Raw genomic sequence first — 25,585 nt, 5'->3', positions numbered from 1 at the left:
CTCCGGTTATCAAAATCCATAACCAAATAGTTATGCTTGCATAGTAGATAGATATTTGTCACGATATTAATAAAATGATATAACAAGTATACAGAGAATTTATAGAAGTGTCAAATTAAAAAGGGCATATCTATATCAATTTACTTATGGACTAATGGAGGGGAAAATGGAGAAATTATCGGATTTGGAATGGATCAGAGCGGCTGTGGAGCGCCATGAAGATGAGATCGTAAAGCTCAGTGACAGCATTTTTGATTTTGCCGAGACGGGGTTTCAGGAATTTCAATCGGCGGCTCTGTTTACGGAGATGCTTAAGGCGGACGGATTTACAGTGGAGAGTGGGATTGCGGGGATACCAACCGCCTTTACGGCCGGCTTCGGGACGGGAAAGCCCGTGATCGGACTGCTGGCGGAATATGATGCGCTGCCGGGACTGAGCCAGGAAGGCGGAGTTACGGAGTGCAGGAAAAGGGAGGGAAACCCGGACGGCCATGGATGCGGCCACAACCTTCTCGGAGCCGGAGCCTATGCGGCGGCTGTGGCGGTAAAAGAGTATCTGGAAAAGAACCGGGAAAAGGGAACCGTGATTCTTTACGGATGTCCGAGTGAGGAAAAGGGAAATGCCAAAACGCTGATGGCAAGGGACGGCATATTTGACGGGCTGGATGCTGCTTTTACCTGGCACCCTGCGGACCGGAATTACGTTTCCAGCTTCAGTTCACTGGCAAATGTCAGTGTCTATTTTGACTTTAAGGGAATTACATCGCATGCGGCTGCGGCTCCCCATCTGGGAAGATCCGCATTAGACGCGGCGGAGCTGATGAATGTGGGTGTAAATTATCTGAGGGAGCATGTGATACAGGAGGCAAGAATCCATTACGCCTACACGGACGTCGGCGGCATTGCCCCGAATGTGGTGCAGGGAAGCAGCCGCCTGCATTATTTCATCCGTGCGCCTAAGACGGAGCAGGTTCTGGAGATATTTGAACGGGTGAAGGATATTGCAAAGGGGGCGGCGCTGATGACGGGAACGGAAAGCAGTTTTGAAATCTATTCCGGCCTGTCCGACTTTGTCCCTAACCGTACACTGACACAGGTTCTCTACGAGGCGATGAAGGATATAGGCGCCCCGGCCTTTGACGACGGGGACTATGCGGCGGCAGCCGGATTCTTCAGTCAAGCGTTTGGACAGGAGAGCCTGCAGGCGAGGGCGGCGGCCCTGGCGGGGGAGTTTGGAAGAAAGCCGGAAGAAATTGCCGCACATCCCCTGGATACCGGGATTGCAGAGCTTAAATGGAACATGCCCGTGTTACCGGGTTCCACCGATGTGGGGGACGTCAGCCACGTAGTGCCGACGGCCCAGTGCTCTTACGCTACAATGGCGCTTGGGACGGCCATGCATACCTGGCAGGCTACGGCCCAGGGGAATACCTCCGCTGCACACAAGGCCGTTCTGGCGGCGGGAGAGGCTCTGGCTCTGGCGGTTGTGCGCGTCATGCAGGATGAGGAAATCAGGGAGAAGATGGTTGAGGACTGGAAACAGGAGACAGGAGGAATCTATATCTGTCCCATTTCTGCGGACGTAAAGCCGCATTTGGAAGGGTAAGGGGGTACATAGTATGTCAGAACATTTATCGATTGCGAACAGTACGGCAATGGCGGCACTTTGCGGACTTACAATACTGGTGGTTTTAATACAGCCGGTGCTGTTTTCTCTGGCCGCAGTGAGAAGGGCAAAGGAACTGGACATGGATATGGCGGAGCTTAAGACGGCGGCTAAAAGCAGTTCCCTGTTTTCGGTTATCCCGTCTCTGCCGATATTAATCAGCTATCTGCTCCTGGTGCCTTTCCTGGGACGCTTTTTCCCCTGGCTGCGCCTGAGTGTGGTCGGTTCCGCCGCCTACGAGACGATGGTTGCCAATATGGCCGCGGAGGCATTCGGGCTTGAATCCATGTCGGTTCCCAATATTCCGGCAGAAGTGTTTATCGGTATTGTGTTTGTAGTCAGCATCGGAATTCTGGGAGGAAATCTGTTCAACGTGATTTTCCTGAAAATGTACGACAGAAAAGTGGCATCCCTGAAATCAAAGAATGCGGCGGTCGTGCCGGTCATCACAACGGCAATGTTCCTTGGCATGTACAGCACGATGGCGGCTCCCCATATGACGAATTTTACGAATATTTCGGGTCTTGGCTCTTTCTTCATTGCAGGTGCCTGCGCCCTGGCGGTGGGGAAGGCGGCGGATAAGGTTCCGGGACTGAAGGAGTTTGCATTTCCCGCCAGTATGATTGCGGGTATGCTGGCGGCCTGCCTGATTAATGCAGTACTGTGACAAAAGGAATAAACAGGAGGAGGTAGCAGAATGAATTTAAAAAATCAGAGTTTTTATACACGCGTTCATTTTCTGGGCAGGATGACGGTAATTGTAGCATTGCTGTTCTTTTTGGCGGTTCCGGCGGGTTTGGCAGCCGTGAACCGGATACCGGTGAACCTGGGGGTGATCCTCCAGAATGCGGTCCCGATTCTCATCACGTTCACAATTGCGGGAGTGTGTGAAAATCTTTCCTTCGCACCCGTAATTGGAAGCGGCGCACTCTATATGGCCTGCGTTACGGGAAATGTCAGCAATATGAAAATTCCGGCAGCCATGAATGCAATGGAGATTGCCGGGTGTACGCCGGGCTCCGAGAAAGGCGATGTCATTTCGATTATTGCGGTGGCATTTTCCACGATTGTCACCACGGTGATCGTGCTGCTTGGAATGCTGTTCCTGGCGCCGGTGTTTGAACCGGTCTACAACAATCCATTTTTGCAGCCCGCATTCCAGAATATGATACCGGCTCTGTTTGGAGCCCTGTTGTTCCCGTATTTCAAGAAGTTTCCAAGGGAGAGCCTGGTGCCTGTCGCCGCATCCATCGCCGCAATTTTCCTTTTGGGCAGAAGCTTTTTCAGTGCAAACCAGAGCTTTATCATGATAGGCGTTATCATTCTCTCGGCGTTTTATTCCTACGGCCTGCATAAGAGAAAAGTAAAGATCAAAGGACAGCCGGAAATGTAATTGCCTATAGGGGAAAGAAAAAGCTGAAAGCGGATAAAAAGTAGTTGCATTTTTCTCACAATTTTGGTAATATAATATTCGCTGACAGCGTAGCCGGCCTGTCGGAATGGCAGACGAGGTGGACTCAAAATCCATTGGTGGCAACACCGTACGGGTTCAAGTCCCGTGGCCGGCACTCCTTGGCAGGGGCAGCCCCGGAATCTTTTTTATAAGGTTCCGGGGTTTTCTTTTACCTTTTTACGTTGACAAATGAAATTCGATACACTATAATGCAACTAACTATTTGACAGGAGTGTTCATTATGACAGCAGACCGCCTTACATGTGTAAATTCAACAGGATATACATTTTATGGCTACTGGTACTTTTATTTTGTACCGGTTTTTTTGCTGTGCATGAGCATTCGAGTATAGTCAGAAGCGATCAGTAGCCACACACTGAACAGAAAATGATGAGCCGATGTCTGCATGTGCAGGGATCGGCTTTTTTTATATCATCAGGCACATTTTCCTATGATATAAAAAGCCCTCCGGGCAGGAAGCGCACTCGCGCGAAGATGTAATATGCCGCAAAAGACGGACAGAAAGGAGACGAATCATGGAGCAGAAAATTTTGGATTGCACATTAAGAGATGGAGGACTGGTTAACCGTTTTTATTTTACGGACGACTTTGTACGCGGACTGTACCGGGCGAATCTGCTGGCCGGTATCGACTATATGGAATTCGGATACAAAGCTTCTGAAGCGCTGTTTGACCGAAGGGAATTCGGCAAATGGAAATTCTGCCGTGAAGAGGATATCAGGGCCATCGCCGGGGATAATAAAACTTCCATGAAGATTTCCGTTATGGCCGATGTGGGAAGAACCGATTACAGGAAAGACATCCTGAAAAAGGAGGACAGTGTAATCGATATGATACGGATTGCCACCTATGCGGATAAAATGGATGAGGCGCTCAATATGGAGGAATACTGCCGGGACTGCGGTTATGAGACGGCAATTAATATTATGGCAGTATCGAATAACACCGAGGCGGAGATAGAGGAGGCCCTTGAGCGAGTGAGGGGCAGCAGGGCCGACGCCGTTTATCTGGTGGACAGCTACGGCTCCTTTTACCCGGAAGAGATTGGCAGACTGACAAGACGCTATATTGAAAGGGCCGGAAAGCGCGACAATGGAAGAGAAGACGGCGGAGCAGAAGATGCGGTCCGCAGAGTCGGAATCCATGCGCACAACAACCAGCAGCTTGCCTTTGCTAATACCATCGAGGCGATGAGAAACGGAGCGTCCCTTCTGGATGTGACGGTGAACGGGATGGGAAGAGGCGCGGGGAACTGCTCAACGGAACAGCTCCTGGGATATATGAGGACAATGGAGCGGTACGATGAACTGCCGATTATTGAATTTATAGAAGAACAGGTCCTGCCCCTGAAACAGGCCGGAGTGCTCTGGGGATATGACATTCCCTACCTTCTGACCGGGCAGGGAAGCAAGCATCCTTCCAAAGCCATCGAGTTTGTGGAGAACCACAAAACGGAATATTCCGGGCTGTTCCGTCAGTTAATGGGCGCATAAACACCGCATATTCCTGTTCAATCCCTTGAAAAATCGGGTATAATATTGTATGATATACGAAAATGGGCAGAGCAGGCCTTGAAAGGATTATGCTCTGCCGTTAAAATGGAGGTGAGGCAGTGACTTGTCAGGAAGCGGAGCATCTGGTGACGCCGTATATTAATGATAAGCTGACCGGCGACGAGATGGAAGAGTTTTTAGCGCATATTGAATCCTGCAGGAACTGCCAGGAAGAGCTTGAGATCTACTTTATGGTGGATGTCGGCTTGAAGCAGCTCGATAAAGGAGACGGAACCTTTGACATTGCAGGAGCCCTTGAACGCAGAATCCAGGAATCCTATGCCAGGGTGCAGAGAATGTGGGGATTCCGGACACTTCGCTATGCGGTCAATACACTGTGCGTCATGGCGGTGATTGTGACGGTACTCCTCCAGTTTCGGATCTGGCTTTATTAAAAACGACAGAACAGGGTTACCGTTTGACAGCCCTGTAACAACAGCGCTGCAAGCAGTAACAGGACAGGAGACAATGAAATGAGCAAATTAGTATTAATAGACGGCCACAGCATACTGAACCGGGCTTTTTACGGTGTGCCGGAACTGACCAATTCCAAGGGACTGCATACCAATGCGGTATACGGTTTCCTCAACATTATGTTCCGCGTCATCGAGGACGAAAAGGCCGATCATATTGCGGTTGCATTTGACCTTAAGGAGCCTACGTTCCGCCACAAGATGTATGAGGCATATAAGGGAACCAGGAAACCGATGCCGGAGGAACTGCACGAACAGGTTCCCGTGATGAAGGAAGTGCTGTCTTCCATGGGAATCCCGATTCTGACCCGCCCCGGTTATGAGGCGGACGATATTCTCGGAACGATAGCAAAGCGCTGCGCCGCTCAGGGCGTGGAGGTTTCCGTTGTTTCGGGAGACCGGGATCTCCTCCAGCTTGCCGATGAGAAAATTAAAATCCGCATGCCGAGGACATCCAGGGGAACAACGGAGATTAAGGACTATTATCCGGCCGATGTGAAGGCGGAGTATCAGGTGACGCCGACGGAGTTTATCGACGTGAAAGCCCTGATGGGCGATGCTTCGGATAACATCCCGGGCGTGCCGTCCATCGGTGAGAAGACGGCGACCAGCCTGATTGTGAATTACGGTTCCATCGAGAAGGCATATGAGAACATTGACGAGGTGAAACCTCCGAGGGCCCAGAAAGCGCTGAGGGAGCACTACGATATGGCTCAGATGAGCAAAGAGCTTGCCACCATCTGCATTGACTGTGATATTGAATTTTCACTGGAAGATTCGGAAATAACCAATTTATATACACCGGAAGCATATCAGTATATGAAACAGCTGGAATTCAAATCGATTCTCCAGAAGTTCGACGCCGGTGTTTTTTCCACGTCCAAGGTGGAGGAACATTTTAAGACCGTTACGGAGCTTTCGGAGGCGGAGAAGATTTTTAAAGAGGCGGCTTTGAAACCGTCGGCCGGCATGCAGCTTATTATAGAAAACGGCGACGTTGCCGCACTGGCGCTCTGCTATGGGGAGGAACGGATATACAGTATCCCGGCGGCCGGTTTTATAACGGGAGAGTACCTTGCCGACAAGATGGAAGGCCTCTGTACGGAAGTGGCTTCGGTCAGCGTACTTGACTTAAAACCCCAGCTTCCTTATTTAAAAGGAAGGGACAGACGGGTTGTGGACGGAACCGGCAATGAGAACGGCGGTGAATCCATGTTTGACGCCGGCGTGGCGGGATATCTGCTGAATCCGCTGAAGGATACGTATGATTACGACGATTTGGCCAGGGATTATCTGGATATGACGGTTCCCTCCAAAGCCGATCTCATAGGCAAGACATCATTTACGGCGGCATTTGACATGATGCCTGATAAGGCGCAGACCTGCATCTGCTACATGGCGTATGTGGCATGGAAGGCGAAAGAGGTTCTCGTAAAGAAACTGGAAGCCGCCGGCATGCGCAAGCTGTTTTTCGATATAGAGATGCCCGTTATCTACAGCCTCTACCATATGGAGGAGGAGGGAATCTGCGTACGCAGGGAGGAACTCCACGATTACGGCGAGAGACTGGGAGAGCAGATCGTCACGCTGGAGCAGGAGATTTACCGGGATACGGAAACGGAGTTTAATATCAATTCCCCGAAACAGCTTGGAGAAATCCTCTTTGAACGGATGAAGATGCCGGGCGGAAAGAAGACGAAGACCGGTTATTCCACTGCGGCCGATGTCCTTGAAAAGCTGGCGCCGGAATATCCCGTTGTCAGAAAGATCTTGGATTACAGGCAGCTTACAAAGTTAAAATCCACCTATGCCGACGGCCTTGCCGCTTTCATCCGGGATGACGGCCGGATACACGGCACCTTCAATCAGACGATCACCGCCACTGGCCGCATCAGCAGCACGGAGCCGAACCTTCAGAATATCCCGGTCCGCATGGAGTTGGGAAGGGAAATCAGGAAGGTGTTCGTTCCGCAGGAGGGCTGTGTGCTTCTGGATGCCGACTACTCCCAGATTGAGCTGAGAGTGCTGGCCCACATGTCGGGGGACGAGCGTCTGATCGAGGCGTATAAAAAAGCGGAAGACATCCATGCCATCACGGCCTCGGAGGTATTCCACGTGCCGCTTAACGAGGTGACGGCGCTTCAGAGGCGCAACGCCAAGGCGGTCAACTTCGGTATCGTATACGGAATCAGCGCCTTTGGGTTAAGCGAGGATCTCAGTATTTCCAGGAAGGAAGCGCTTGAGTATATCAGCCGGTATTTTGAGACATACCCGGATGTGAAGAAATTCCTCGACCATCTGGTGGAGCTTGGAAAAGAGCAGGGATATGTGGAGACGATGTTCGGCAGAAGACGCCCCATTCCGGAACTCAAATCGGCTAACTTCATGCAGCGTTCTTTCGGTGAGCGTGTGGCGATGAATTCCCCGATCCAGGGAACGGCGGCCGATATCATCAAGATTGCGATGATCCGCGTGGACGGCAGGCTGAGAAAAGAAAATCTGCGCTCCAGGCTGGTGCTTCAGGTGCATGATGAGCTTCTGATCGAGACATGGACGCAGGAATTGGAGACGGTTCAGAAAATTCTGGAAGAAGAGATGAAGAATGCGGCCCACTTAAAGGTGGAGCTTGAGATAGACATGAAGACGGGGCATTCCTGGTTTGAGACAAAATAGCATAAAAGATATGGAATGTGGAGGAAGAGTATGAAGGTCATCAGCATCACCGGAGGCGTTGGTTCCGGAAAGAGTGAGGTGCTCCGGATACTTAAGGAGGAATTCGGGGCCGACATCATCATAGCGGACAAGGTGGCACACCAGCTTATGGAGCCGGGAAAAAAAGGTTACAACCGGGTGCTTGCCGCCTTTGGCGATTCGTTTCTGAATGCCGACGGCAGTATTGACAGGCAGAAGATGGCTGAGCTGATATTTAAAGACAGGGAATCCATTGAAAAGATGAATTCCATTATCCATCCGATGGCATGGAGTGAGATCGAACATGCCATCGCCCACTCCGATAAGGAGATTGTGGTGGTGGAAGCCGCCCTCTTTGATGAGGAGCACAATCACATGTTTGATGAGATCTGGTATGTTTTCACAAATCGGGAGAACCGGATCAAAAGACTCATGGAAAGCCGGGGCTATTCAAAGGAAAAGTGCCTGGAGATTATGGCAAACCAGGTAACGGAGGATGAATATAGGGCCCAGGCGGATCATGAGATTGACAATAACGGAACCGTGGAAGAAATACGTATTCAGATAGAAAACTTATTGAAAGAGGAATAAGACAGATGCGGATGGTAAGTATAGCGAGCGGCAGCAGTGGAAACTGTATTTATGTGGGCAGCGATGAGACCCATATTCTGATAGACGCCGGAATCAGCAACAGGAGAATTGAAAAAGGATTAAATGAAATCGGGGTGTCCGGGGGCGACCTGGACGGAATCCTGATTACCCATGAACATTCGGACCATATTAAGGGACTGGGAGTTCTGGCAAGAAAGTACGGAACGCCGATCTACAGCACAAAAGAGACGCTGGAGGAAATCGGCAATGTGAAAAGCCTGGGTGACTATCCAAGGGAGCTTTTCCACCCCATCTGCCACGATGTGGATTTTCGCATCGGGGATTTGGAGATAAAGCCGTTCCGCATTGATCACGATGCGGCGAACCCCGTGGCCTACCGGGTGCAGAACAACCGCAAATCAGTGGCTGTGGCAACCGATATGGGGCATTATTCCCAGTACATAATCGACCGCCTGCAGGGGCTGGATGCGATACTTTTAGAATCCAACCACGATGTGAAGATGCTGGAGGCAGGACCGTACCCATATTACCTGAAACGGCGTATCCTGGGAGATTACGGCCATCTTTCCAATGAGAATGCGGGACGCCTTTTAAACTGCATCCTTCACGACAATTTAAAACATATTTTCCTTGGGCATCTGAGCAAGGAGAATAATTATGAAGAACTGGCATACGAGACGGTGCGTCTGGAAATCAGCCAGGGAGATTCGCCGTATACGGCATCCGACTTCCCAATAACGGTAGCAAAGCGTGACGATATGTCCCCCATTGTTACAATATAGATTCAGTATCACATACAGACAGAAAAGAGGAGGAACCGCTATGAGCAAAATTATTATTACTATCGTTGGAAAGGACAGAGTGGGTATCGTTGCCAAAACATGTAATTATCTGGCAGAAAACGGGATGAACATTCTGGACATCACACAGACTATCCTGCAGGAATATTTTAACATGATGATGATCGTGGATATTTCCAAGTCCCCGAAGTCATTTGATGACATGGCAAAGGAACTGGAGAAGGTAGGCGAGGAGATCGGCGTTACGATCCGCTGCCAGAGAGAAGAGATCTTTACCAGTATGCACCGCATCTGATGACAGAGGCCGGAGAAAGGACGGAAACAGACACATGATAAATATGTTCGAAGTATTAGAAACCAACAATATGATTGCCCACGAAAAGCTGGATGTGCGTACCATCACCATGGGTATCAGCCTTCTGGACTGTGTGGACAGTGATCTGGCAAAGCTGAATGAGAAGATTTACAACAAGATCACGACCTATGCAAAGGATCTCGTTTCAACCGGAGACGCCATTGGAAGGGAATTCGGTGTTCCTATTGTCAACAAGAGGATTTCCATCACCCCGATCGCCCTGGTGGGAGGAGCCGCCTGCAAAACCTCCGATGATTTTGTGGAGATTGCAAAGACGCTCGATAAAGCGGCCAAAGAGGTCGGCGTCAACTTTATCGGCGGATATTCGGCTCTTGTATCCAAGGGCATGACGCCTGCCGAGGAGCGTCTAATCCGCTCGATTCCACAGGCTCTTGCAGTCACCGACCGTGTCTGCAGCTCCATCAATGTGGGTTCCACTAAAACGGGCCTCAATATGGACGCGGTAAGACTGATGGGCGAGATTATCGTGGCTACGGCAGAAGCGACCAGGGATAAGGATTCTCTGGGCTGCGCAAAACTCGTTGTGTTCTGCAACGCGCCGGATGACAACCCGTTCATGGCGGGAGCGTTCCACGGCGTAACGGAGGCGGACGCGATTATTAATGTCGGCGTCAGCGGCCCGGGTGTTGTAAAAACTGCCCTTGAAAAGGTACGGGGAGAGAACTTTGAAGTTCTCTGCCAGACCATTAAGAAGACGGCGTTTAAAATTACGCGTGTCGGCCAGCTGGTGGCACAGGAAGCTTCCAGACGTCTCGGTGTGCCTTTCGGCATCATCGACCTTTCCCTTGCGCCGACTCCGGCTGTCGGAGACAGCGTAGCCGAGATCCTGGAGGAGATCGGCCTGGAGCGCACCGGAGCTCCCGGAACCACGGCGGCCCTTGCTATGCTCAACGATCAGGTGAAAAAGGGAGGCATCATGGCTTCCTCTTATGTAGGCGGATTGAGCGGCGCATTTATTCCGGTCAGCGAGGATCAGGGTATGATCGACGCGGTTTCGGAGGGAGCGCTCACCCTTGAAAAATTGGAGGCAATGACATGTGTATGCTCCGTCGGTCTCGATATGATTGCGATTCCGGGAGATACAAAGCCATCCACCATTTCAGGAATTATCGCCGACGAGGCGGCAATCGGAATGATTAACCAGAAGACAACGGCGGTCCGTCTGATTCCGGTAATCGGAAAGACCGTGGGCGACACGGCCGAGTTCGGCGGCCTCCTGGGATATGCCCCGATCATTCCGGTCAATAAATTCTCCTGTGATGCATTTATCAGCAGGACGGGCCGGATTCCTGCGCCTGTCCACAGCTTTAAAAACTAAGAAGATGGAAAAGATGACGGATAAGAAAGAAGAACTGGCAGAAGCACTGGACTGCTTCTTAAACGGGGAGCTGGAACGCATGATTTTCAGCAATCCCCGCAGCCGTGAACACTATATCAAAATGACGGTGCGTCCCCTGATACTCAAGGGGGCGCTCAAATTTCAGGTGGAAGAATTTACGGAAAAGCAGGCATTCCAGAAAAATATGGACAGGGATGAGGCGGCGGCCTACCTGCAGAAGCAGCTTAAAGAACTTTACCGGAATGCGGAGGCGGTATCACGTCTCGGTACGATGAATATTCTGGTGGGAAAGAAGGGAACGGTCACCGTCAAAAAGAAGATGAAGATAGCTCCCGGCCAAAGCGGCGCCCCGGAAGTTCCGGAAAACCTAATCCCGGAGGAGCTGGCGGAGCGTCTGTCCGGCCACAACAGGAAGAAAAATTACGTCCTGCAGGAGGGAGTGCCCGTACCGTTTCTGGCGGATCTGGGAGTCATGACGCCCGAGGGCAGGGTGGTAAAGTCCAGATACGATAAATTCCGCCAGATAAACCGGTTTCTGGAGTTCATTGAGGATATTCTTCCAAGGCTCGATAAGAACAGGACCAATACGATTATCGACTTTGGCTGCGGCAAGTCTTATCTGACCTTTGCTATGTATTATTATCTGAAGGAGCTGAAGGGATATCCGATTCAGGTGGTGGGCCTGGATTTGAAGAAAGACGTGATTGCACTCTGCAACAAACTCAGTGAAAAGTTCGGGTTTGACGGCCTTCATTTTTACCACGGTGACATTGCGGGCTATGAAGGTGTATCACATGTCGATATGGTGGTGACGCTTCATGCCTGTGATACGGCCACGGACTATGCGATGGCCAAAGCGGTACGCTGGGGAGCGGACGTGATTCTCTCCGTACCGTGCTGCCAGCATGAGCTGAATAAGCAGATCGGCAATGAACTGCTTTCCCCGGTTCTGGAATACGGGCTGATAAAGGAGAGAATGTCGGCGCTTCTTACCGATGGGATCCGCGCGGGCCTTTTGGAACAGGCCGGATACAGGACGCAGATACTGGAATTTATCGATATGGAGCATACGCCTAAGAATATCATGATCCGAGCGGTGAAACAGGGAAAACCGAAAAAAGACGATGGGAAACTGCAGAGGATGATGGAGGAACTCCATGTGGAGCCAACTCTCTGCCGTCTGCTAAAAGAAGAGTGCAAAGATGAGCAAAAAGACCAGTCGGTATAAATTACAATTAAGCAGTAAAGAAAATTGGGAACGCGCCTTTCTGAGGCGCGTTTTTGCCATCTTAATGGTGTTAAACGATTTATGGGCTGCACTCCGCCCCTGTATCGCAGACAATAACACCTTGTGTGTATTCATTTCGAAAGATTCCGCCTCTTGATGCGCGGATCATCTGGTAAATATGTGCCGCCTTAATCTCCTGTTCAAGCATGGAGAGAGCTGTTCCGTCCAGAAGCTTACCGGCATCGGCCAGCTTGGTAGTGAGAGGAATGCAGGCGGAGCGTTTAAGGACGCCCAGAAGAGGCAGGGAGTCCTTTCTAAAACCGAGCACCCTGGCATAGAGGGCATATCCGTTTTCTTTATAGATATCGATATCCGATTCATGAAGATCCAGAATGAGGTGCAGGAGGGCTCGGCTGACCCTGGTGTAAGTTAACTGCCTGGTTTTAAGTTCCTGGATCCGTTTCTCAAAGGATATGGGGGAAAGCGCGTTTTTCCTGATGCGCGCGTCCAGTTCCGGCGTCAAATCGGCGATACCGATCCAGTCCCCTTTCATGATTCGGTAGTTTAATATAGAAGAAAAATCATCGCTGAAAATGGGCTGTTCCCGGGTTATTATCCGATGGACGCAGGCGGGGACCATGGAAGAGAGAGCGTCTGCCGTGACGGTTTCCGGTGAGTCCGCTAAGTCCGGCGAGTCCTGTGAGGCGGACGGGATCGGCGGATTCTGTGAGGTGAACGGGAGCGGCGGATTCTGTCCGGAGGCGACAATCCGCCGGATCGCCGAGGCGGAGGCCAGACAACAGTCCGGATTTCCAATCCCGCTCAGAAGCGCAGTGTCGTGATAGGCCTGGCCCTCTCTTCGGATGGTATGGAACCGGAGCGGGCTTCCAAGGGTAATCCCGGCCCTGATGTATTCAATCCCGAGGATATTATTCGGGGAGGCTAAAACGGCCTGCTCGTCCGGAGACAGGGAAGAGAGGAGCGCCTGATGCCTCGCTTCGGGATAGGTCATTCCCTGCTTCAGGCATTCCTTCAGCGTCCGGCTGAATTCCTCCGGTTCGTCTGCCAGAAGGCCGGCAATTCTTGAGAGGGGAGCGATATCGCCGCACTCGCTGCCGAAGCAGATGGAGTCCACGGCCCCCAGTGCCGTGAACAGGGCGACACCATAAGAGGCAAATTCCCTGGCAGAGGCGGTGGAAAAAGCCACCGGCATTTCAAGCACCAAATCGGCGCCCGACGACAGGGCCATGGAGGCGCGGACATACTTGTCATAGATAGCCGGAGCCCCCCGCTGTACATAGCTGCCGCTCATCAGCGCGATACAGTAATCGGCGCCGGCCAGTTCTTTTGATTTCCTGATATGGTAAAGATGGCCATTATGAAATGGATTATATTCTGTGATGAGTCCAACGATTTTCATATTTTTTCCTGCTTTTTTGAGTTTTCCTGATGAATCATGTAACCAAATTTTACAATCGCTGTGTGTTAAGATTGCGATAAGGCTTATATTGCCCGCTTGATTTGGTTACAATTATATAAGAGGAAAGAAATTTCGTAAAGGGTTAAGTGCAGTTAAAAAAGAAACAAGCCTGTTAAAAAAATAATTAACCCGAAAATGGAAATTATCTCTTGTATACAATAAACAAGTAGTATATAATGTTAGCAGAATAAAGAACACACACACTTATGAAAGGGGTTTTTTGACCATGGCATTTATTGATTTAATGAAAGAGAAAGCAAAACAGGACAAGCAGACCATCGTTTTACCGGAAAGTAAAGATAAGAGGACTCTGATTGCAGCCGCTAAGATTTTAGAGGAGGGTACAGCAGACCTGATTATGGTAGGTAAAGAGGAAAAGATCCTGGATGGTGCCGGATGGTTGGAAGTAGATCTTACAGGAATCAAGGTGGTAGACCCGGACCTGGATCCGAACTTTGAAAATTATGCAAATACCTTATTTGAACTGAGAAAACATAAAGGAATGACTCTTGAAAAAGCAAAAGAGCTCCTGAAGAACGACTACATCACCTACGGTGTTATGATGGTTAAAGAGAAAGATGCGGACGGCCTGGTAGCCGGAGCATGCCACGCTACGGCAGACACCCTGAGACCGGCTCTTCAGATTTTAAAGACAGCGCCGGGCACAGAGCTTGTTTCCGGTTTCTTTATCATGGACGTGCCGAATTGTGAATTTGGTTATAACGGAACCTTCCTGTTTGCAGACTGCGGCCTGAACCAGGATCCGACGGCTGAGGAACTGGCCGCCATCGCAGATTCCAGCGCCAAGAGCTTCCGCGCCCTGGTAGGTGAGAAACCAACCATCGCAATGCTTTCACATTCCACAAAGGGCAGCGCTCATCATGCTCTCGTTGACAAGGTGATAAGGGCTACCGAGATTGCACACGAGAAATATCCTCAGCTTGATCTGGACGGTGAATTACAGCTTGATGCGGCTATCGTACCGGAAGTTGCCAAGTCCAAAGCAAAAGGAAGCGAAGTGGCAGGCAATGCCAACGTTCTGATTTTTCCGAACTTAGACTGTGGTAATATCGGATACAAGCTGGTACAGAGACTTGCTAAAGCAGAAGCTTACGGCCCGATGCTTCAGGGTATCTCCAGACCGGTTAACGACTTGTCCCGTGGCTGCTCTGCGGAAGATATCGTCGGCGTAGTAGCTTTGACCGCAGTACAGGCTCAGATGTCATAATCTGGCATCAGGGAATGTTCTGCAATATTAAATGAGATTATGGAAAAGTGAGAGGATAAGAAAATGAATATATTAGTAATCAACTGTGGCAGTTCATCGTTAAAATACCAGTTAATCAACTCCGCTTCTGAGGAAGTTCTGGCAAAAGGCCTTTGCGAGAGAATCGGAATTGACGGAAAGCTTACTTATCAGCCGGAAGGCGGAGAGAAGGAGAAGTCCGACGTTTCCATGCCGACCCATACAGAGGCAATCGATGCTGTCATCAAAGCGCTGACCAACGAGAAGACAGGCGTTATCAAGAGCCTTTCCGAAGTAGGCGCAGTAGGACACCGTGTTGTACACGGCGGTGAGAAATTCACTTCCTCCTGCATCATCAATGAGGAATCCTTAAAGGCTATCGAAGAGTGCAACGAGCTTGCTCCATTACACAATCCGGCCAACCTGATCGGAATCCATGCATGCCAGGAACTGATGCCGGGCGTACCGATGGTAGCCGTATTCGACACAGCTTTCCATCAGACGATGCCTGAAAAAGCATTTATCTACGGTCTTCCTTATGAGTACTATGAGAACTACAAAGTAAGAAGATACGGTTTCCACGGAACATCCCACAGCTACGTATCCAAGAGAACGGCTGAGATTGTTGGAAAGCCATACGAAGAGATGAAGATCATCGTTTGCCACCTTGGCAACGGAGCCAGTGTATCTGCAGTTGACTGCGGTAAATCCGTAGACACCAGCATGGGACTTACTCCGCTTGAGGGCCTTGTGATGGGAACACGTTCCGGTGACATCGATCCGGCCATTTTAGAGTATGTTGGCAAGAAAGAGAACAAGAACCTCGATGAGCTTATGGAAGTGCTGAACAAGAAGTCCGGCCTTCTCGGAATTTCCTGCCTCTCAAGCGACGGACGTGACTTAGAGGATGCCGCAGAATCAGGCAATGCGAAGGCTCAGCTTGCCCTTGATATCTTTGATTACAGAGTCATCAAATACGTAGGCGCTTATGCAGCAGTTATGAACGGTGTGGATGCCATCGCATTTACGGCAGGTATCGGCGAGAACAATAAGGAACTGAGAAAGAATGTGTGTGCTAACCTTGGTTACCTTGGCGTTAAAATCGACGATGAGAAGAACAATGTAAGGGGCGAGGAGAGAATTATCTCTACCGACGACTCCAAAGTTAAAGTCCTTCTTGTACCAACCAATGAGGAGCTTGCAATTGCAAGAGAGACTCTGGCCCTTGTAAAATAATCGATTCAGTTTATAATACCGGACAGGCAGAGCTGCAGGAATTGCGGCTCTGCCTGAACCCGGCTTTGGGAAACCCGGCAGATATGGTATAAAATTTGTCGAAAATTTGGAATAATATACAAAATAAGCATTGACAAACAAGAAACCGCTATGTATAATATCATAGTGCGTATTAGGAGATTAGTATGCTGATAAATTTATCTGAGCTTTTTACCTGTGAAGGGAAAAGAAAGGTTTATACGGTATCATTCGAACTTGCTTCCATCAAATTCAGCGGCGATGTTTATACGATTTTGAAGGCGGAACCATTTGAGCTTGAGATAGCAAATATCGGCGGCAAGAAATTCACGATGTCGGGACAACTTCCTGTCACTGTGGAGGCACCCTGTGCCAGATGCCTTGAGCCTGTATCTTTTGTCTGTGAACTTACATTTGATCGGGAGCTTGCTCTCGGCAAGGGGGAGGAACAGGAAGAGGGTTTGGATGAAGAGCCGTATTTAAGCGGTTATAGTCTGGATGTAGACCAGTTGGTTTGTAACGAACTGCTACTGAGCTTGCCTATGAGAGTCCTGTGCAGTGAAGACTGCAAAGGGATTTGCAATAGATGTGGAACAAATCTCAATCACGAGACTTGTACCTGTGACACTAGGTCGCTCGATCCACGGATGTCAGTTATCCAGGAGATTTTTAATCAATTTAAGGAGGTGTAACCATGTCTATCTGTCCAAAGAACAAATCTTCCAAAGCAAGAAGAGACAGCCGCAGGGCTAACTGGAAGATGAGCGCTCCAAACTTAGTAAAGTGCAGCAAATGTGGCGCATTAATGATGCCTCACAGAGTATGCAAAGCTTGTGGCTCTTACAATAAAAAAGAGATCATCAAAGTAGAAGATTAATTTATTTTGAGAAGTATGAATGCAGTGGAGTCATGACCTCCGGAGTTTTTCTCCGGAGGTTTTGTATTGTATTTTTTTATAGTAAGCCAGCCTTTCGGGAGCGTCCGGAGTTTGTTATCTATGCCATCATGACCCCGGCTAAGGAGGTCAGCAGAATTTCCATGAGTTTTTTATAATGGACGATGATCATCTGGTGTCTGTGATTGCCGATGTGTCCGTCAAGGGGACAGCGGCATTCACAGAGTGAAAGAAAGGAAAAGGATGACGGAAATGAAATAAAGAAATGACGGATGAAACGAATGAGGCACTGGAACTGTTGATGGATTCCCTATCGGATATGGGGCTGATACCTTACCCGAAATCCCCTATACATTAAAAAATGCAGATTATTCTGTCCCGGGCTTCTTTTACTGTCCGGAAATAACAAATTGTTCCTGTAACATAGGACACGGCTTCATTCCAATCGTCCAGAGAATAACGGTCATCCGGAATTCTGAGCAGTCCCTTTTTTGCATCCGCATTTGACATGAATTTTACGGAATGGAGGTCCGAAAGATAGACGCACCCCGCCGCCTGCTGTATTTCCTGTAACAATTTGTCCGCATTATTTGCCATTTTTCACACCGCCTCTCGATTTCTCCCGACTGTAGTTTTATTTTACTGAAATGCTTAGACAACATAACGTCAATTATGTGGTAATGCCCCTGCTTTTTTTCATAAAGCTTCTCTTGGATGATATGGTTTAATGTAAGAACAGGAAATAGAAAACAGAAACAGACGCAGAAAACAGACCGGTGAAACCAGTAATGTACACCAGTCTGTTTACTATACCTGTCAGCATGGTAAAGGACGAAAATATTGATTTTATCTGCTGCGTATGTTAAAATAAATATGTATTAAAATCTAATCAAAACTTTTGCTGCAACCACATAATTGACGTTATGTGGTTTTTCTATGAGTAGTCAAGAACCAATCCCATGCGTTCAAGCTGTTTTACATGCTCAGTTCCGCTTTCCATCGTGTAAATGCGGGTGGTGCTGACACTGGAGTGGCCGAGTAAGTCGGCAAGCCGGGAAAGATCTTTTTCCAGTCCGTAAAAAGTTCTTGCAAACAGGTGGCGAAGATTATGTGGGAATACCTTGTCCGGTTCCACGCATGCACTTTTACAGAGGGCTTTCATGTCCTTCCAGATATTAGACCGGTCTAATGGTTTTCCATTTTTGGTGCGGAAAATTACGCCGGATTCAATCCCCTGTTTCCGGCAGTAGCGGCGGAGGGCGCGTGATAATTCTACCGGCAGAAATACCGACCGGCTCTTGCCTTTACAGTCAACCACAGCCCGCCCGGACCGTACGGCCTCCACTGTTATATACTGCAGTTCCGACACACGGATTCCGGTCGCACAAATAGTCTGCAAAAGCAGAGATAAACGCCTGTTTTGCTGTTTATCCGCCGTTTCCACAAGGCGGTGATATTCGTCTCTTGTTAATTCTTTTTCTGGCCTTGAAAAAATTTCGCGCTGGATTTTCAGAGGTTTTACTTTAAAACCAGGCAGACCAAGCCATTCGAAAAAACCATTGACGGCAGCCAGCATGGAATTGATGCTCGTTGGGGCATGTGTAGAAATAAGCTGTTCTTTCCATTCCAAAAACCTTTCTTTAGTGGCCGGGTGCCCAGCCAGGAATACAAAAAATGTGCGTAAATCATGGACATACTTTGCTATGGTATTCGTGCTTCGTTCCTCGCATCGTAAATAGGTCACGTATTCGTCTAACCGCTCCTCCGTGCATAATATGATTTCTTGTTCAGGTATCATGATGTTTTCCTTTCTCTGCTTAATACCAGTTATTTTACCGAATTGTGTTCAACTTATTCCATGAAAAGATAGCGTTAAAGGATAAAGGGGAAATTTGCATTGGTATTGCTAAGTAACCATAAAATGTAATGTATATCATTCAACGCATGATACAAAGCATGATGCAAAGCCATATCTTTAGCTTAAACCGGAGCGTTTATGGTAAGAAGCGCCTTACTTTGTCCACAAGTGATTGAGTTTTCAAATATGATGTATTATAATTGAAACAATAACTATCTTCATGATAAATGCTGGAAATATTAAGAATGAAGAGACCGGACTGCAGTCTCTTGTTCTATGATGGAATAGAAAATAAGGAGTTCCTTACAATGATTAAAAACTATGCAAATAAAGTAATGGATTATGAATACAATGCTTTCATGACACTGATGAATGTCAGCGTCAGCAAACATCTGTTTGATGAGCACTTTACTGTTCTTTGGGCTAACGACTACTTTTACCGTCTGATTGGCTATACGAAAGAAGAATACGAGGAACAATACCATAATCATGTGGATGAGTATTATAAGAACGATCCGGATGCGGTTGCTCTTATGACCAGGATTATTATGGACGCATATCAAAGACAGGAGCCCGGATACGAGTTCGAATGTCCGATGCATGTAAAAGGCGGCAAGGTGGTCTGGATCCGGGTGACCGGCCGTTTTACCGATGAGACATTTGAGGGAATTCCTGTCATCTACACAATTTACACAGAGATTACGGAATTAAAAGTATTGCAGCAGCAGTTGGAAGTCCAATCCGAAAAGCTTTCGAAAGCTTTGGAGATGGCGGAAAAAGCGAACCGGGCCAAATCTGATTTCCTTTCCCAAATGAGCCATGATATCCGGACGCCCATGAATGCAATTATCGGCATGACCGATATCGCGGGGATGCATATTGACGAGCCGGAAAGAATAAAGGACTGTATAAAAAAGATCTCATTGTCCAGCCAGCATCTTCTGGGGCTTATTAATGATGTTCTTGATATGTCAAAAATTGAAAGCGGGAAGGTTGCGCTGAACATGGAAGCCATGTCACTGCCGGTTGTGTTGGAGAATGTGGTAGCCATTATGCAGCCGGTTGTAAAAGAGCGAAAACAGCATTTTTCCGTCCGTCTGCAACATGTTGAACACGAAACACTGATATGTGACTCCCTGCGTCTTAGGCAGATATTAATCAACATTCTTTCAAATGCCTCCAAGTTCACGCCGGAGAACGGTCTTATTGTATTGGAAGTTGAGGAGCTGATTACGAAAACTCCGGGATTGGCACGGTTCCGTTTTACATTTTCCGATACAGGCATTGGAATCAAACCGGAGTTTATTCCCACCCTCTTTGATGTTTTTACCCGGGAACGTGACAGCCGGGTGGACAAGACGGAAGGCAGCGGACTCGGTCTGGCTATTACTAAAAAGCTGACGGAGCTTTTTGGAGGTACAATTCAGGTTAATAGCCGGTTAGGCGAAGGGACAACTTTTGTTGTCGAATTGCCATTGAAAATCACCTCATCCGTATCGGAACAGATAGACTTCGAGGGTTTAAATATTCTTGTGGTGGATAACGATGCCCTGGCATGTGAGTATTTGTCCATGACGCTTCGGGAGCTGGGGGCTGAAGCACAGTGGTGTGAGAACGGCGCCGATGCCGTGAAGGAGGTATCAAGGGCCCATGATTCGGGCCGTGATTTTGATATTGTGCTGTTGGACTGGCAGATGCCGGATATGGATGGTTTACAGACTTCCCGGGCGATTCGTGGACTTCCCGGAGTGAATACCAATATCCTGATCGTTACTGCCTATGACTGGAACGATATAGAATGCGAGGCAAGGGAGGTCGGCATTAACGGCTTTTTGCAAAAGCCTTTGTTCCGTTCTACACTGTGTAACGGCATTCTGCTCTATCTGAATAAGACGCCGCATGTCCAGGAAAAAAGAAGGACAGATTCTTTAAAAGGCAAAAGAATTCTTCTTGTTGAGGATAACCGGCTTAACTGTGAAATCGCAATGGAACTGCTGGCCTCACTGGGGGCGGTGACGGAAAGCGCAGACGATGGGAAGGATGGCCTGCAGCGGTTTGTTCAGTCTGCGGAAGGTTACTATGATTTGATTCTGATGGATGTGCAGATGCCTAACATGAACGGTTATGAAGCAACAAGACAAATCAGGGCGCTGCCCCGTCAGGACGCCGCTTCTGTACCGATTATTGCAATGACTGCGGATGCTTTTTCAGAAGACGTGGACAACGCCAGGAAAGCAGGAATGGACAGTCACCTTCCCAAACCGTTTGATTTGAAGTCTTTAAGCAATGAAATAGGCCGTTTTCTGTGATTTTTAAGAAGCAGGTGAACCCATAAAAAATGGATAAGGGTGGGTGTATGAAAAAAAAAGAATTAAAAAGCAGCAATAAGTGGCAATTTTCATTTGTGCCGATTATGAAATACAGCCTGTTTTTCTGTCTGATTACCCTTTTGATATTCATGTTGGGAGGAGCTGCCCTGGCTGCAGACAGGATGGAAAAGAATGCCGCTGCATCGCTGGACAGCAGCCATGCCCAGATTTCCCAGCGGATTAAAGGAACCATCAATCTGCTGGAGTCTATGGCAAGCCTGCCGGAATTTTATGATCCGGAAGTGCCGGAAATTGATAAGGTGAAGAAACTGGATCAGATGAGTCCCTATTTGGGATACATGATGATTTGCTATGTGGATTCTGATATTATCGTATACTCAGACGGCTCGGAACCGGCAAGCCTTGCCAGCAGGGATTATATGCAGCAGTTATTCTCGACGGGACAGAATCAGGTTACGGACAGCTTTGCCGCAGGAGCCGACGGCGTTACTCTTAATTATACGGTAGCAGTGCCGTTGAGGGATCAGCAGGAAAGAATAACCGGCTGTCTGTTTTGCGCTATTTACTTTGATGAGATGGAGCAGATTTTGAATAACACGGCAAATGTGAATGGAGCCGGAATCACTTTGATTGGTACCAGAGGACAGATTATGTCGTCCACCCGGTCCCTGTCTTATGGTGACCTGATTATGGATGAACTGCAATCGGCCGTTCTGATTGGGACAACTGCGAATAAACTGCAGGAACAGTTACTGGCAAAGGAGAGAGGCAGCTTCTGGAGTTTTCAGAAGAATGATTTGTGCTATACGGTTTATTGCCATGTGGATGCGACGGGGTGGGATATCCTGGCATCTGCCGGATTCCGAAGTGAATTTGCCAGGCTTTTGCCCGGACTTTTGCTCCTTTCGGGCCTGACGCTTCTTTTATCCATCCTGGCTATGCTTATGATACGCCGATACCTTGAAAGCCAGATGAAGGTGGTAGATCAACTGGTACACTCCGTGGAAGAGCTGGAAAAGAAAATCTATCATGATGAGCGGCCCGACAATATTGATTTTAATGAAATTATTCGAATGACAAGCAGCGGTCTCTCGGATGGGCTTACTGGAGTGGTAACCCGTTCCGTATTTCTGAATCAGGCGCCTGCATTTTTAAAAAATGTCAATCCGAAGCGGATCAATGTCATGTGTTTTGTCGACATGGATAATCTGAAAAACATTAATGACACTTACGGTCATGCCGGCGGCGACACAGCGCTGAAAAGTATTGGATATGTGCTGAGGGAATATGAAAAAAAATATGACGGCTGCGTCGGCCGGTATGGAGGCGATGAATTTGTACTTTTTCTGTCCGGTTTTGACGATGAGGCGGATCTTTGCAGTGTATTGGATGAACTGATTCTGCGGCTCCACATAGAAATAACTCTGGATGGGCGCCGTGTCCCAATCCGGTGCAGCATAGGAGTGGCGCTGTATAAGCCGGGTATGTCCCTTGAACAGCTGATACACGATGCGGATGAGGCGCTGTATTTTGTAAAACAGAATGGTAAAGGATATTATAAAATTTACCAGAATTGAGGACATAATGAAGAAATCCCGAAAACCCAAAAAATTTTTGTATGCCGCAGTGTCTGCAGTCCTGCTCATAGCATTTATGCTGGGAAGGATGGCAGGCCGGGGTGTGGTAAGTGAACGCCGGCAGGCGGCGGAAAATATCCTTTTCTATTATGGGAAAAATACGATGCTGCAGCTGCAGGGGGGCCTCAATGAAGCCCATACGCCGGCGCAGATTGTACGGGCCGCAGAGCGCGACAGGGCCGGGATATTTGAGCGTGAGGTGAAACCGCTGCTCCAGAGGGAGGAAGTAGTGTTCGCTGGTCTGTTCGCCGGAGATACTTTGGTCAGTTCACTGCCGGAAGAACAGTATGGACACCTGAAGGGCAATGATTTAAAGGACTTTTCCTATGCGTATACGATGGCCAAGGTGGTAAAGAACCTTGTAGTGGACGGGCCGGTTAATATGGAATACGGTGGAGAGCAGCGCAGGGTTTTTTTGTTTTTGGAGCCTTTTGCCGAGAATAATGCATATCTGGGTGAGGTGGCCATTGCACTGGACGCGGATTATGTTCTCGACCGGCTCGGACTCAAGGATTTGGAGGCACAGGGCTATGACTATGAATTGTGGCGGGTAGAACCGCAGAACGGTGAAAAAGAAGTGGTGGCGGCAACTGAAAAATCCATTGATTTTTCCAAAGCCATCCAGACGACCTTTTACCTGCCGGGGGAGTGGACGCTCAGCATTCAACCGGCCGGCGGCTGGATAAGCCTGAAACAGAGAATTGGATTTTTCGGTATCAGCGCGGCAGTGGCGCTGGTGTTGCTGACGGTTCTCTATACCTGTTCCAGGCTGGCAGCCGGCAGGAAGAGGGAAGTGCAGAGAACTTATATTGACGCCCAGACAGGTCTTTACAGCCGAACCGGATTCACAGAAGCGCTCGACCAGTGGCTTGCGGGGGACTTCCCTGTGAATCTGTATTACTATGTGTTTCAGGAGTATACCCGTTTTTTCCAACTTGCAGGCCCCGCAGAGGAGAATGATTTTTTACATGGAATCCTTCCGCGTTTGGAGGGGTACATTAAAAACCAGTTTATCGCCGGTCGGCTGGGAGCGGGGAACTTCATAGTGGCGGTCCGTGATGATATGGATGAAAATGAGCAGAAAGATTTTGCAAGGGGGCTTTCTCTTGAACTCATGCTGAAAACCAGAGTGGCCGGTGAAAAAAAGTTTTTAACGGCGGGGTATCAGCATACGGCTTGCCGCCCAGGGGAAAGGACAGCGGAAGATGAGATTAACTTGCTGATCCACGACTATTATGATTGCCTGTCCAAGGAGTCGCCGGCCCGTATGCTGACTGAAAAGTGTCAGCAGCTGATAGAGGGGCAGCGGGATATTTCTTTTGATGAATACACTGACTCGGAAATGACGGAGTTATCAAGGACGTTTAACCAATACCGGAAGCAGGTGGAACAGCTGGCCTATTTTGATCCGGTTTTTAATGTGGGAAACCGATCCAAGTTTCTTAGAGATGTCAATATTCTGATATCCTATGACAAGAAAAGAGCTTTTACTCTTTACTGTGTGGATATCTGCGGATTCAGCCAATATAATGAGTTATTCAGTGTGGATGTGGGAGATGAAATTTTGCTGGAGGTTCTGAGGCGGATGTCACGTCTTTTCGGATCTTATTTATACCGTATTAACGGCGATGTGTTTTTAGGGCTTCTGCAGTCGGACGAAAGCATGGAATCCAGTACGGAACGCCTGAAACAGACGCTTTCCAAGCCAATCCTCGTCGGAGAACTCTCATTTCTTCTGAAACTTCGTACTGTAGCCTGCAAGTACCCGGATCATGGGGATGCTCCCAAATTACTGCTGGATCGGGTTCAGTCAGGAATGCGTTTTGCCAAAGAATCACAACAGGATGCCGTCATATATAATGAACAGCTGAATGAACTGCTCCGCACGGAGGCCGAGATTCTGCACCGTCTTGAAGCAGCCATAAGGGAGAACATGCTGGAAATTTGGTATCAGCCGATGATGCGCCTTGAGACGGGATTTTATGACTCCGTGGAGGCGCTGGTAAGGCTTCCAGACGGAAAAGGCGGTTATTTCCCGGCCAACCAGGTGGTGATCCTGGCCGAGCGAAACAACCGGGTGGAGCAGCTTGGAGACTATGTCCTGACCAAGGCCTGCTGTTTTATGCGTGATTATGGTGAGAAACTAGGACTGCATCACATTCATGTCAATCTGTCGGTTCAGCAGCTTTTGGTGGGTAACAGTGCGGAACATATACTCCAGCTGATACATTCGACGGGAGTCGGTCCGAATCAAATTATTTTGGAAATAACAGAGAGCATTTTAATTCAGTCGCTGGACAGTGCGTCTGAAACATTAAAAAAGTTCAGGAAAGAGGGGATTGGCATTGCGCTCGATGACTTTGGGGTGGGATACAGCAGCCTCAATTATCTTTCCAACCTTCCGGTGGATGTTATCAAAATCGACAGGTCTCTGACACAGCAGATCTGCAGCAATCCAAAACAGTATGCTCTTTTAAAAGCAATTGTAAAGATGGCTGAAATTAACTCCCTCACCGTGGTCGCGGAGGGGGTAGAGAACGAGGCGGAGCAGAAGCTTATTTCTGATTCGGGTGTCCAGTACATTCAGGGATATTATTATGAGCGCCCTGTGCGTGGGGAAGAACTGATACATCTCCTGAGTTAATATCCGGTTGCAGCATGGGGTGCTCCATG

The 25,585-nt window shown here is 48.7% G+C and carries 21 protein-coding genes and 1 tRNA gene; 19 read left to right on the top strand and 3 right to left on the bottom strand.

Annotated features, from left to right (window positions below):
* The first annotated feature begins 166 nt into the window (after positions 1-166).
* The 12 genes from EJL91_RS03275 to EJL91_RS03220 all read left to right on the top strand — a co-directional run bounded on the left by EJL91_RS03275 (position 167) and on the right by EJL91_RS03220 (position 12,212).
* The gene (locus EJL91_RS03275) at positions 167-1,606 is read left to right on the top strand and encodes an amidohydrolase (protein ID WP_125140523.1); all 1,440 of its coding nucleotides are present in this window, start codon (positions 167-169) and stop codon (positions 1,604-1,606) included.
* Positions 1,607-1,619: 13 nt separating this feature from the next.
* Complete coding sequence (locus EJL91_RS03270) at positions 1,620-2,333, top strand: DUF5058 family protein (RefSeq protein WP_125140522.1); 714 nt, start codon at positions 1,620-1,622, stop codon at positions 2,331-2,333.
* A 30-nt stretch (positions 2,334-2,363) separates the two neighbouring features.
* Positions 2,364-3,059 carry a hypothetical protein gene (locus EJL91_RS03265; RefSeq protein WP_125140521.1) on the top strand — a complete coding sequence of 232 codons (696 nt, stop codon included), beginning with the start codon at positions 2,364-2,366 and terminating at the stop codon, positions 3,057-3,059.
* A 92-nt stretch (positions 3,060-3,151) separates the two neighbouring features.
* Positions 3,152-3,234: transfer RNA gene (locus EJL91_RS03260), tRNA-Leu, on the top strand.
* Positions 3,235-3,655: 421 nt separating this feature from the next.
* Positions 3,656-4,633 carry an aldolase catalytic domain-containing protein gene (locus EJL91_RS03255; RefSeq protein WP_125140520.1) on the top strand — a complete coding sequence of 326 codons (978 nt, stop codon included), beginning with the start codon at positions 3,656-3,658 and terminating at the stop codon, positions 4,631-4,633.
* A gap of 119 nt (positions 4,634-4,752) precedes the next feature.
* Entirely contained in the window at positions 4,753-5,088 is a 336-nt protein-coding gene (locus tag EJL91_RS03250; protein ID WP_125140519.1) for an anti-sigma factor family protein, read from the top strand.
* Between the two features lie 78 nt (positions 5,089-5,166).
* Positions 5,167-7,839: a DNA polymerase I gene (gene polA, locus EJL91_RS03245; protein ID WP_125140518.1), complete on the top strand. Its 2,673-nt coding sequence runs from the start codon at positions 5,167-5,169 to the stop codon at positions 7,837-7,839.
* A 30-nt stretch (positions 7,840-7,869) separates the two neighbouring features.
* Positions 7,870-8,448, top strand: a complete 579-nt coding sequence (gene coaE / locus EJL91_RS03240; protein ID WP_125140517.1) for a dephospho-CoA kinase — start codon at positions 7,870-7,872, stop codon at positions 8,446-8,448.
* Between the two features lie 5 nt (positions 8,449-8,453).
* Complete coding sequence (locus EJL91_RS03235) at positions 8,454-9,251, top strand: MBL fold metallo-hydrolase (RefSeq protein ID WP_125140516.1); 798 nt, start codon at positions 8,454-8,456, stop codon at positions 9,249-9,251.
* A 40-nt stretch (positions 9,252-9,291) separates the two neighbouring features.
* Positions 9,292-9,564 carry an ACT domain-containing protein gene (locus EJL91_RS03230; RefSeq protein ID WP_125140515.1) on the top strand — a complete coding sequence of 91 codons (273 nt, stop codon included), beginning with the start codon at positions 9,292-9,294 and terminating at the stop codon, positions 9,562-9,564.
* Between the two features lie 34 nt (positions 9,565-9,598).
* Entirely contained in the window at positions 9,599-10,963 is a 1,365-nt protein-coding gene (locus tag EJL91_RS03225) for a PFL family protein (RefSeq protein WP_125140514.1), read from the top strand.
* 13 nt (positions 10,964-10,976) lie between these two features.
* Positions 10,977-12,212 (top strand): class I SAM-dependent methyltransferase, encoded by a 1,236-nt coding sequence (locus EJL91_RS03220; RefSeq protein ID WP_125140513.1) that lies wholly within the window; start codon positions 10,977-10,979, stop codon positions 12,210-12,212.
* 79 nt (positions 12,213-12,291) lie between these two features.
* On the opposite strand, the gene EJL91_RS03215 is transcribed toward EJL91_RS03220, so the two are convergent.
* Entirely contained in the window at positions 12,292-13,632 is a 1,341-nt protein-coding gene (locus EJL91_RS03215; RefSeq protein WP_125140512.1) for a tRNA(Met) cytidine acetate ligase, read from the bottom strand.
* Positions 13,633-13,918: 286 nt separating this feature from the next.
* Here EJL91_RS03215 and pta point away from each other — a divergent pair, with 286 nt between their 5' ends.
* The 4 genes from pta (at position 13,919) to rpmF (ending at position 17,069) form a co-directional block, all read left to right on the top strand.
* On the top strand, positions 13,919-14,920 hold the full coding sequence (gene pta, locus EJL91_RS03210; protein WP_125140511.1) for a phosphate acetyltransferase: 1,002 nt from the start codon (positions 13,919-13,921) through the stop codon (positions 14,918-14,920).
* A gap of 63 nt (positions 14,921-14,983) precedes the next feature.
* Positions 14,984-16,174: an acetate/propionate family kinase gene (locus EJL91_RS03205; RefSeq protein ID WP_125140510.1), complete on the top strand. Its 1,191-nt coding sequence runs from the start codon at positions 14,984-14,986 to the stop codon at positions 16,172-16,174.
* Positions 16,175-16,359: 185 nt separating this feature from the next.
* The gene (locus EJL91_RS03200) at positions 16,360-16,884 is read left to right on the top strand and encodes a YceD family protein (RefSeq protein ID WP_125140509.1); all 525 of its coding nucleotides are present in this window, start codon (positions 16,360-16,362) and stop codon (positions 16,882-16,884) included.
* A gap of 2 nt (positions 16,885-16,886) precedes the next feature.
* Positions 16,887-17,069: a 50S ribosomal protein L32 gene (rpmF, locus tag EJL91_RS03195; protein ID WP_008398008.1), complete on the top strand. Its 183-nt coding sequence runs from the start codon at positions 16,887-16,889 to the stop codon at positions 17,067-17,069.
* Between the two features lie 372 nt (positions 17,070-17,441).
* Here the strand turns inward: rpmF and EJL91_RS03190 are convergent, their stop codons facing one another.
* Both EJL91_RS03190 and EJL91_RS03185 read right to left on the bottom strand, forming a co-directional pair.
* A complete protein-coding gene (locus EJL91_RS03190; RefSeq protein ID WP_125140508.1) occupies positions 17,442-17,684 on the bottom strand; it encodes a hypothetical protein in 243 nt (80 codons plus the stop codon).
* A gap of 337 nt (positions 17,685-18,021) precedes the next feature.
* Positions 18,022-18,885, bottom strand: coding sequence for a tyrosine-type recombinase/integrase (locus EJL91_RS03185; protein ID WP_125140507.1), 864 nt, complete (start codon positions 18,883-18,885; stop codon positions 18,022-18,024).
* Between the two features lie 368 nt (positions 18,886-19,253).
* Between EJL91_RS03185 and EJL91_RS03180 the strand changes: the two genes are divergently transcribed.
* From EJL91_RS03180 to EJL91_RS03170, 3 genes are read left to right on the top strand one after another with little or no spacing between them, the layout of a single operon-like run.
* Complete coding sequence (locus EJL91_RS03180) at positions 19,254-21,254, top strand: PAS domain-containing hybrid sensor histidine kinase/response regulator (RefSeq protein ID WP_125140506.1); 2,001 nt, start codon at positions 19,254-19,256, stop codon at positions 21,252-21,254.
* A 47-nt stretch (positions 21,255-21,301) separates the two neighbouring features.
* Positions 21,302-22,852: a sensor domain-containing diguanylate cyclase gene (locus EJL91_RS03175; RefSeq protein ID WP_125140505.1), complete on the top strand. Its 1,551-nt coding sequence runs from the start codon at positions 21,302-21,304 to the stop codon at positions 22,850-22,852.
* A 7-nt stretch (positions 22,853-22,859) separates the two neighbouring features.
* A complete protein-coding gene (locus EJL91_RS03170; protein WP_243125216.1) occupies positions 22,860-25,556 on the top strand; it encodes a bifunctional diguanylate cyclase/phosphodiesterase in 2,697 nt (898 codons plus the stop codon).
* The last annotated feature ends 29 nt before the right edge of the window (positions 25,557-25,585 follow it).

It is taken from the genome of Clostridium transplantifaecale (assembly GCF_900626075.1).
Classification (GTDB): Bacteria; Bacillota; Clostridia; order Lachnospirales; family Lachnospiraceae; genus Otoolea; species Otoolea transplantifaecalis.
Note: the sequence above shows the minus strand (reverse complement) of the source record. Positions and strands in the feature narration are given on the sequence as shown.

What these genes read in the sequence shown, in the direction of transcription:
- EJL91_RS03235 (WP_125140516.1), top strand. Translation starts at nt 8,454, where the DNA reads ATGCGGATGGTAAGTATAGCGAGCGGCAGCAGTGGAAACTGTATTTAT.
- EJL91_RS03205 (WP_125140510.1), top strand. Translation starts at nt 14,984, where the DNA reads ATGAATATATTAGTAATCAACTGTGGCAGTTCATCGTTAAAATACCAG.
- polA (WP_125140518.1), top strand. Translation starts at nt 5,167, where the DNA reads ATGAGCAAATTAGTATTAATAGACGGCCACAGCATACTGAACCGGGCT.
- EJL91_RS03270 (WP_125140522.1), top strand. Translation starts at nt 1,620, where the DNA reads ATGTCAGAACATTTATCGATTGCGAACAGTACGGCAATGGCGGCACTT.
- EJL91_RS03255 (WP_125140520.1), top strand. Translation starts at nt 3,656, where the DNA reads ATGGAGCAGAAAATTTTGGATTGCACATTAAGAGATGGAGGACTGGTT.
- rpmF (WP_008398008.1), top strand. Translation starts at nt 16,887, where the DNA reads ATGTCTATCTGTCCAAAGAACAAATCTTCCAAAGCAAGAAGAGACAGC.
- EJL91_RS03185 (WP_125140507.1), bottom strand. Translation starts at nt 18,885, where the DNA reads ATGATACCTGAACAAGAAATCATATTATGCACGGAGGAGCGGTTAGAC.
- EJL91_RS03230 (WP_125140515.1), top strand. Translation starts at nt 9,292, where the DNA reads ATGAGCAAAATTATTATTACTATCGTTGGAAAGGACAGAGTGGGTATC.
- EJL91_RS03225 (WP_125140514.1), top strand. Translation starts at nt 9,599, where the DNA reads ATGATAAATATGTTCGAAGTATTAGAAACCAACAATATGATTGCCCAC.
- pta (WP_125140511.1), top strand. Translation starts at nt 13,919, where the DNA reads ATGGCATTTATTGATTTAATGAAAGAGAAAGCAAAACAGGACAAGCAG.
- EJL91_RS03200 (WP_125140509.1), top strand. Translation starts at nt 16,360, where the DNA reads ATGCTGATAAATTTATCTGAGCTTTTTACCTGTGAAGGGAAAAGAAAG.
- EJL91_RS03180 (WP_125140506.1), top strand. Translation starts at nt 19,254, where the DNA reads ATGATTAAAAACTATGCAAATAAAGTAATGGATTATGAATACAATGCT.
- EJL91_RS03220 (WP_125140513.1), top strand. Translation starts at nt 10,977, where the DNA reads ATGACGGATAAGAAAGAAGAACTGGCAGAAGCACTGGACTGCTTCTTA.
- coaE (WP_125140517.1), top strand. Translation starts at nt 7,870, where the DNA reads ATGAAGGTCATCAGCATCACCGGAGGCGTTGGTTCCGGAAAGAGTGAG.
- EJL91_RS03170 (WP_243125216.1), top strand. Translation starts at nt 22,860, where the DNA reads ATGAAGAAATCCCGAAAACCCAAAAAATTTTTGTATGCCGCAGTGTCT.
- EJL91_RS03215 (WP_125140512.1), bottom strand. Translation starts at nt 13,632, where the DNA reads ATGAAAATCGTTGGACTCATCACAGAATATAATCCATTTCATAATGGC.
- EJL91_RS03265 (WP_125140521.1), top strand. Translation starts at nt 2,364, where the DNA reads ATGAATTTAAAAAATCAGAGTTTTTATACACGCGTTCATTTTCTGGGC.
- EJL91_RS03275 (WP_125140523.1), top strand. Translation starts at nt 167, where the DNA reads ATGGAGAAATTATCGGATTTGGAATGGATCAGAGCGGCTGTGGAGCGC.
- EJL91_RS03190 (WP_125140508.1), bottom strand. Translation starts at nt 17,684, where the DNA reads ATGGCAAATAATGCGGACAAATTGTTACAGGAAATACAGCAGGCGGCG.
- EJL91_RS03175 (WP_125140505.1), top strand. Translation starts at nt 21,302, where the DNA reads ATGAAAAAAAAAGAATTAAAAAGCAGCAATAAGTGGCAATTTTCATTT.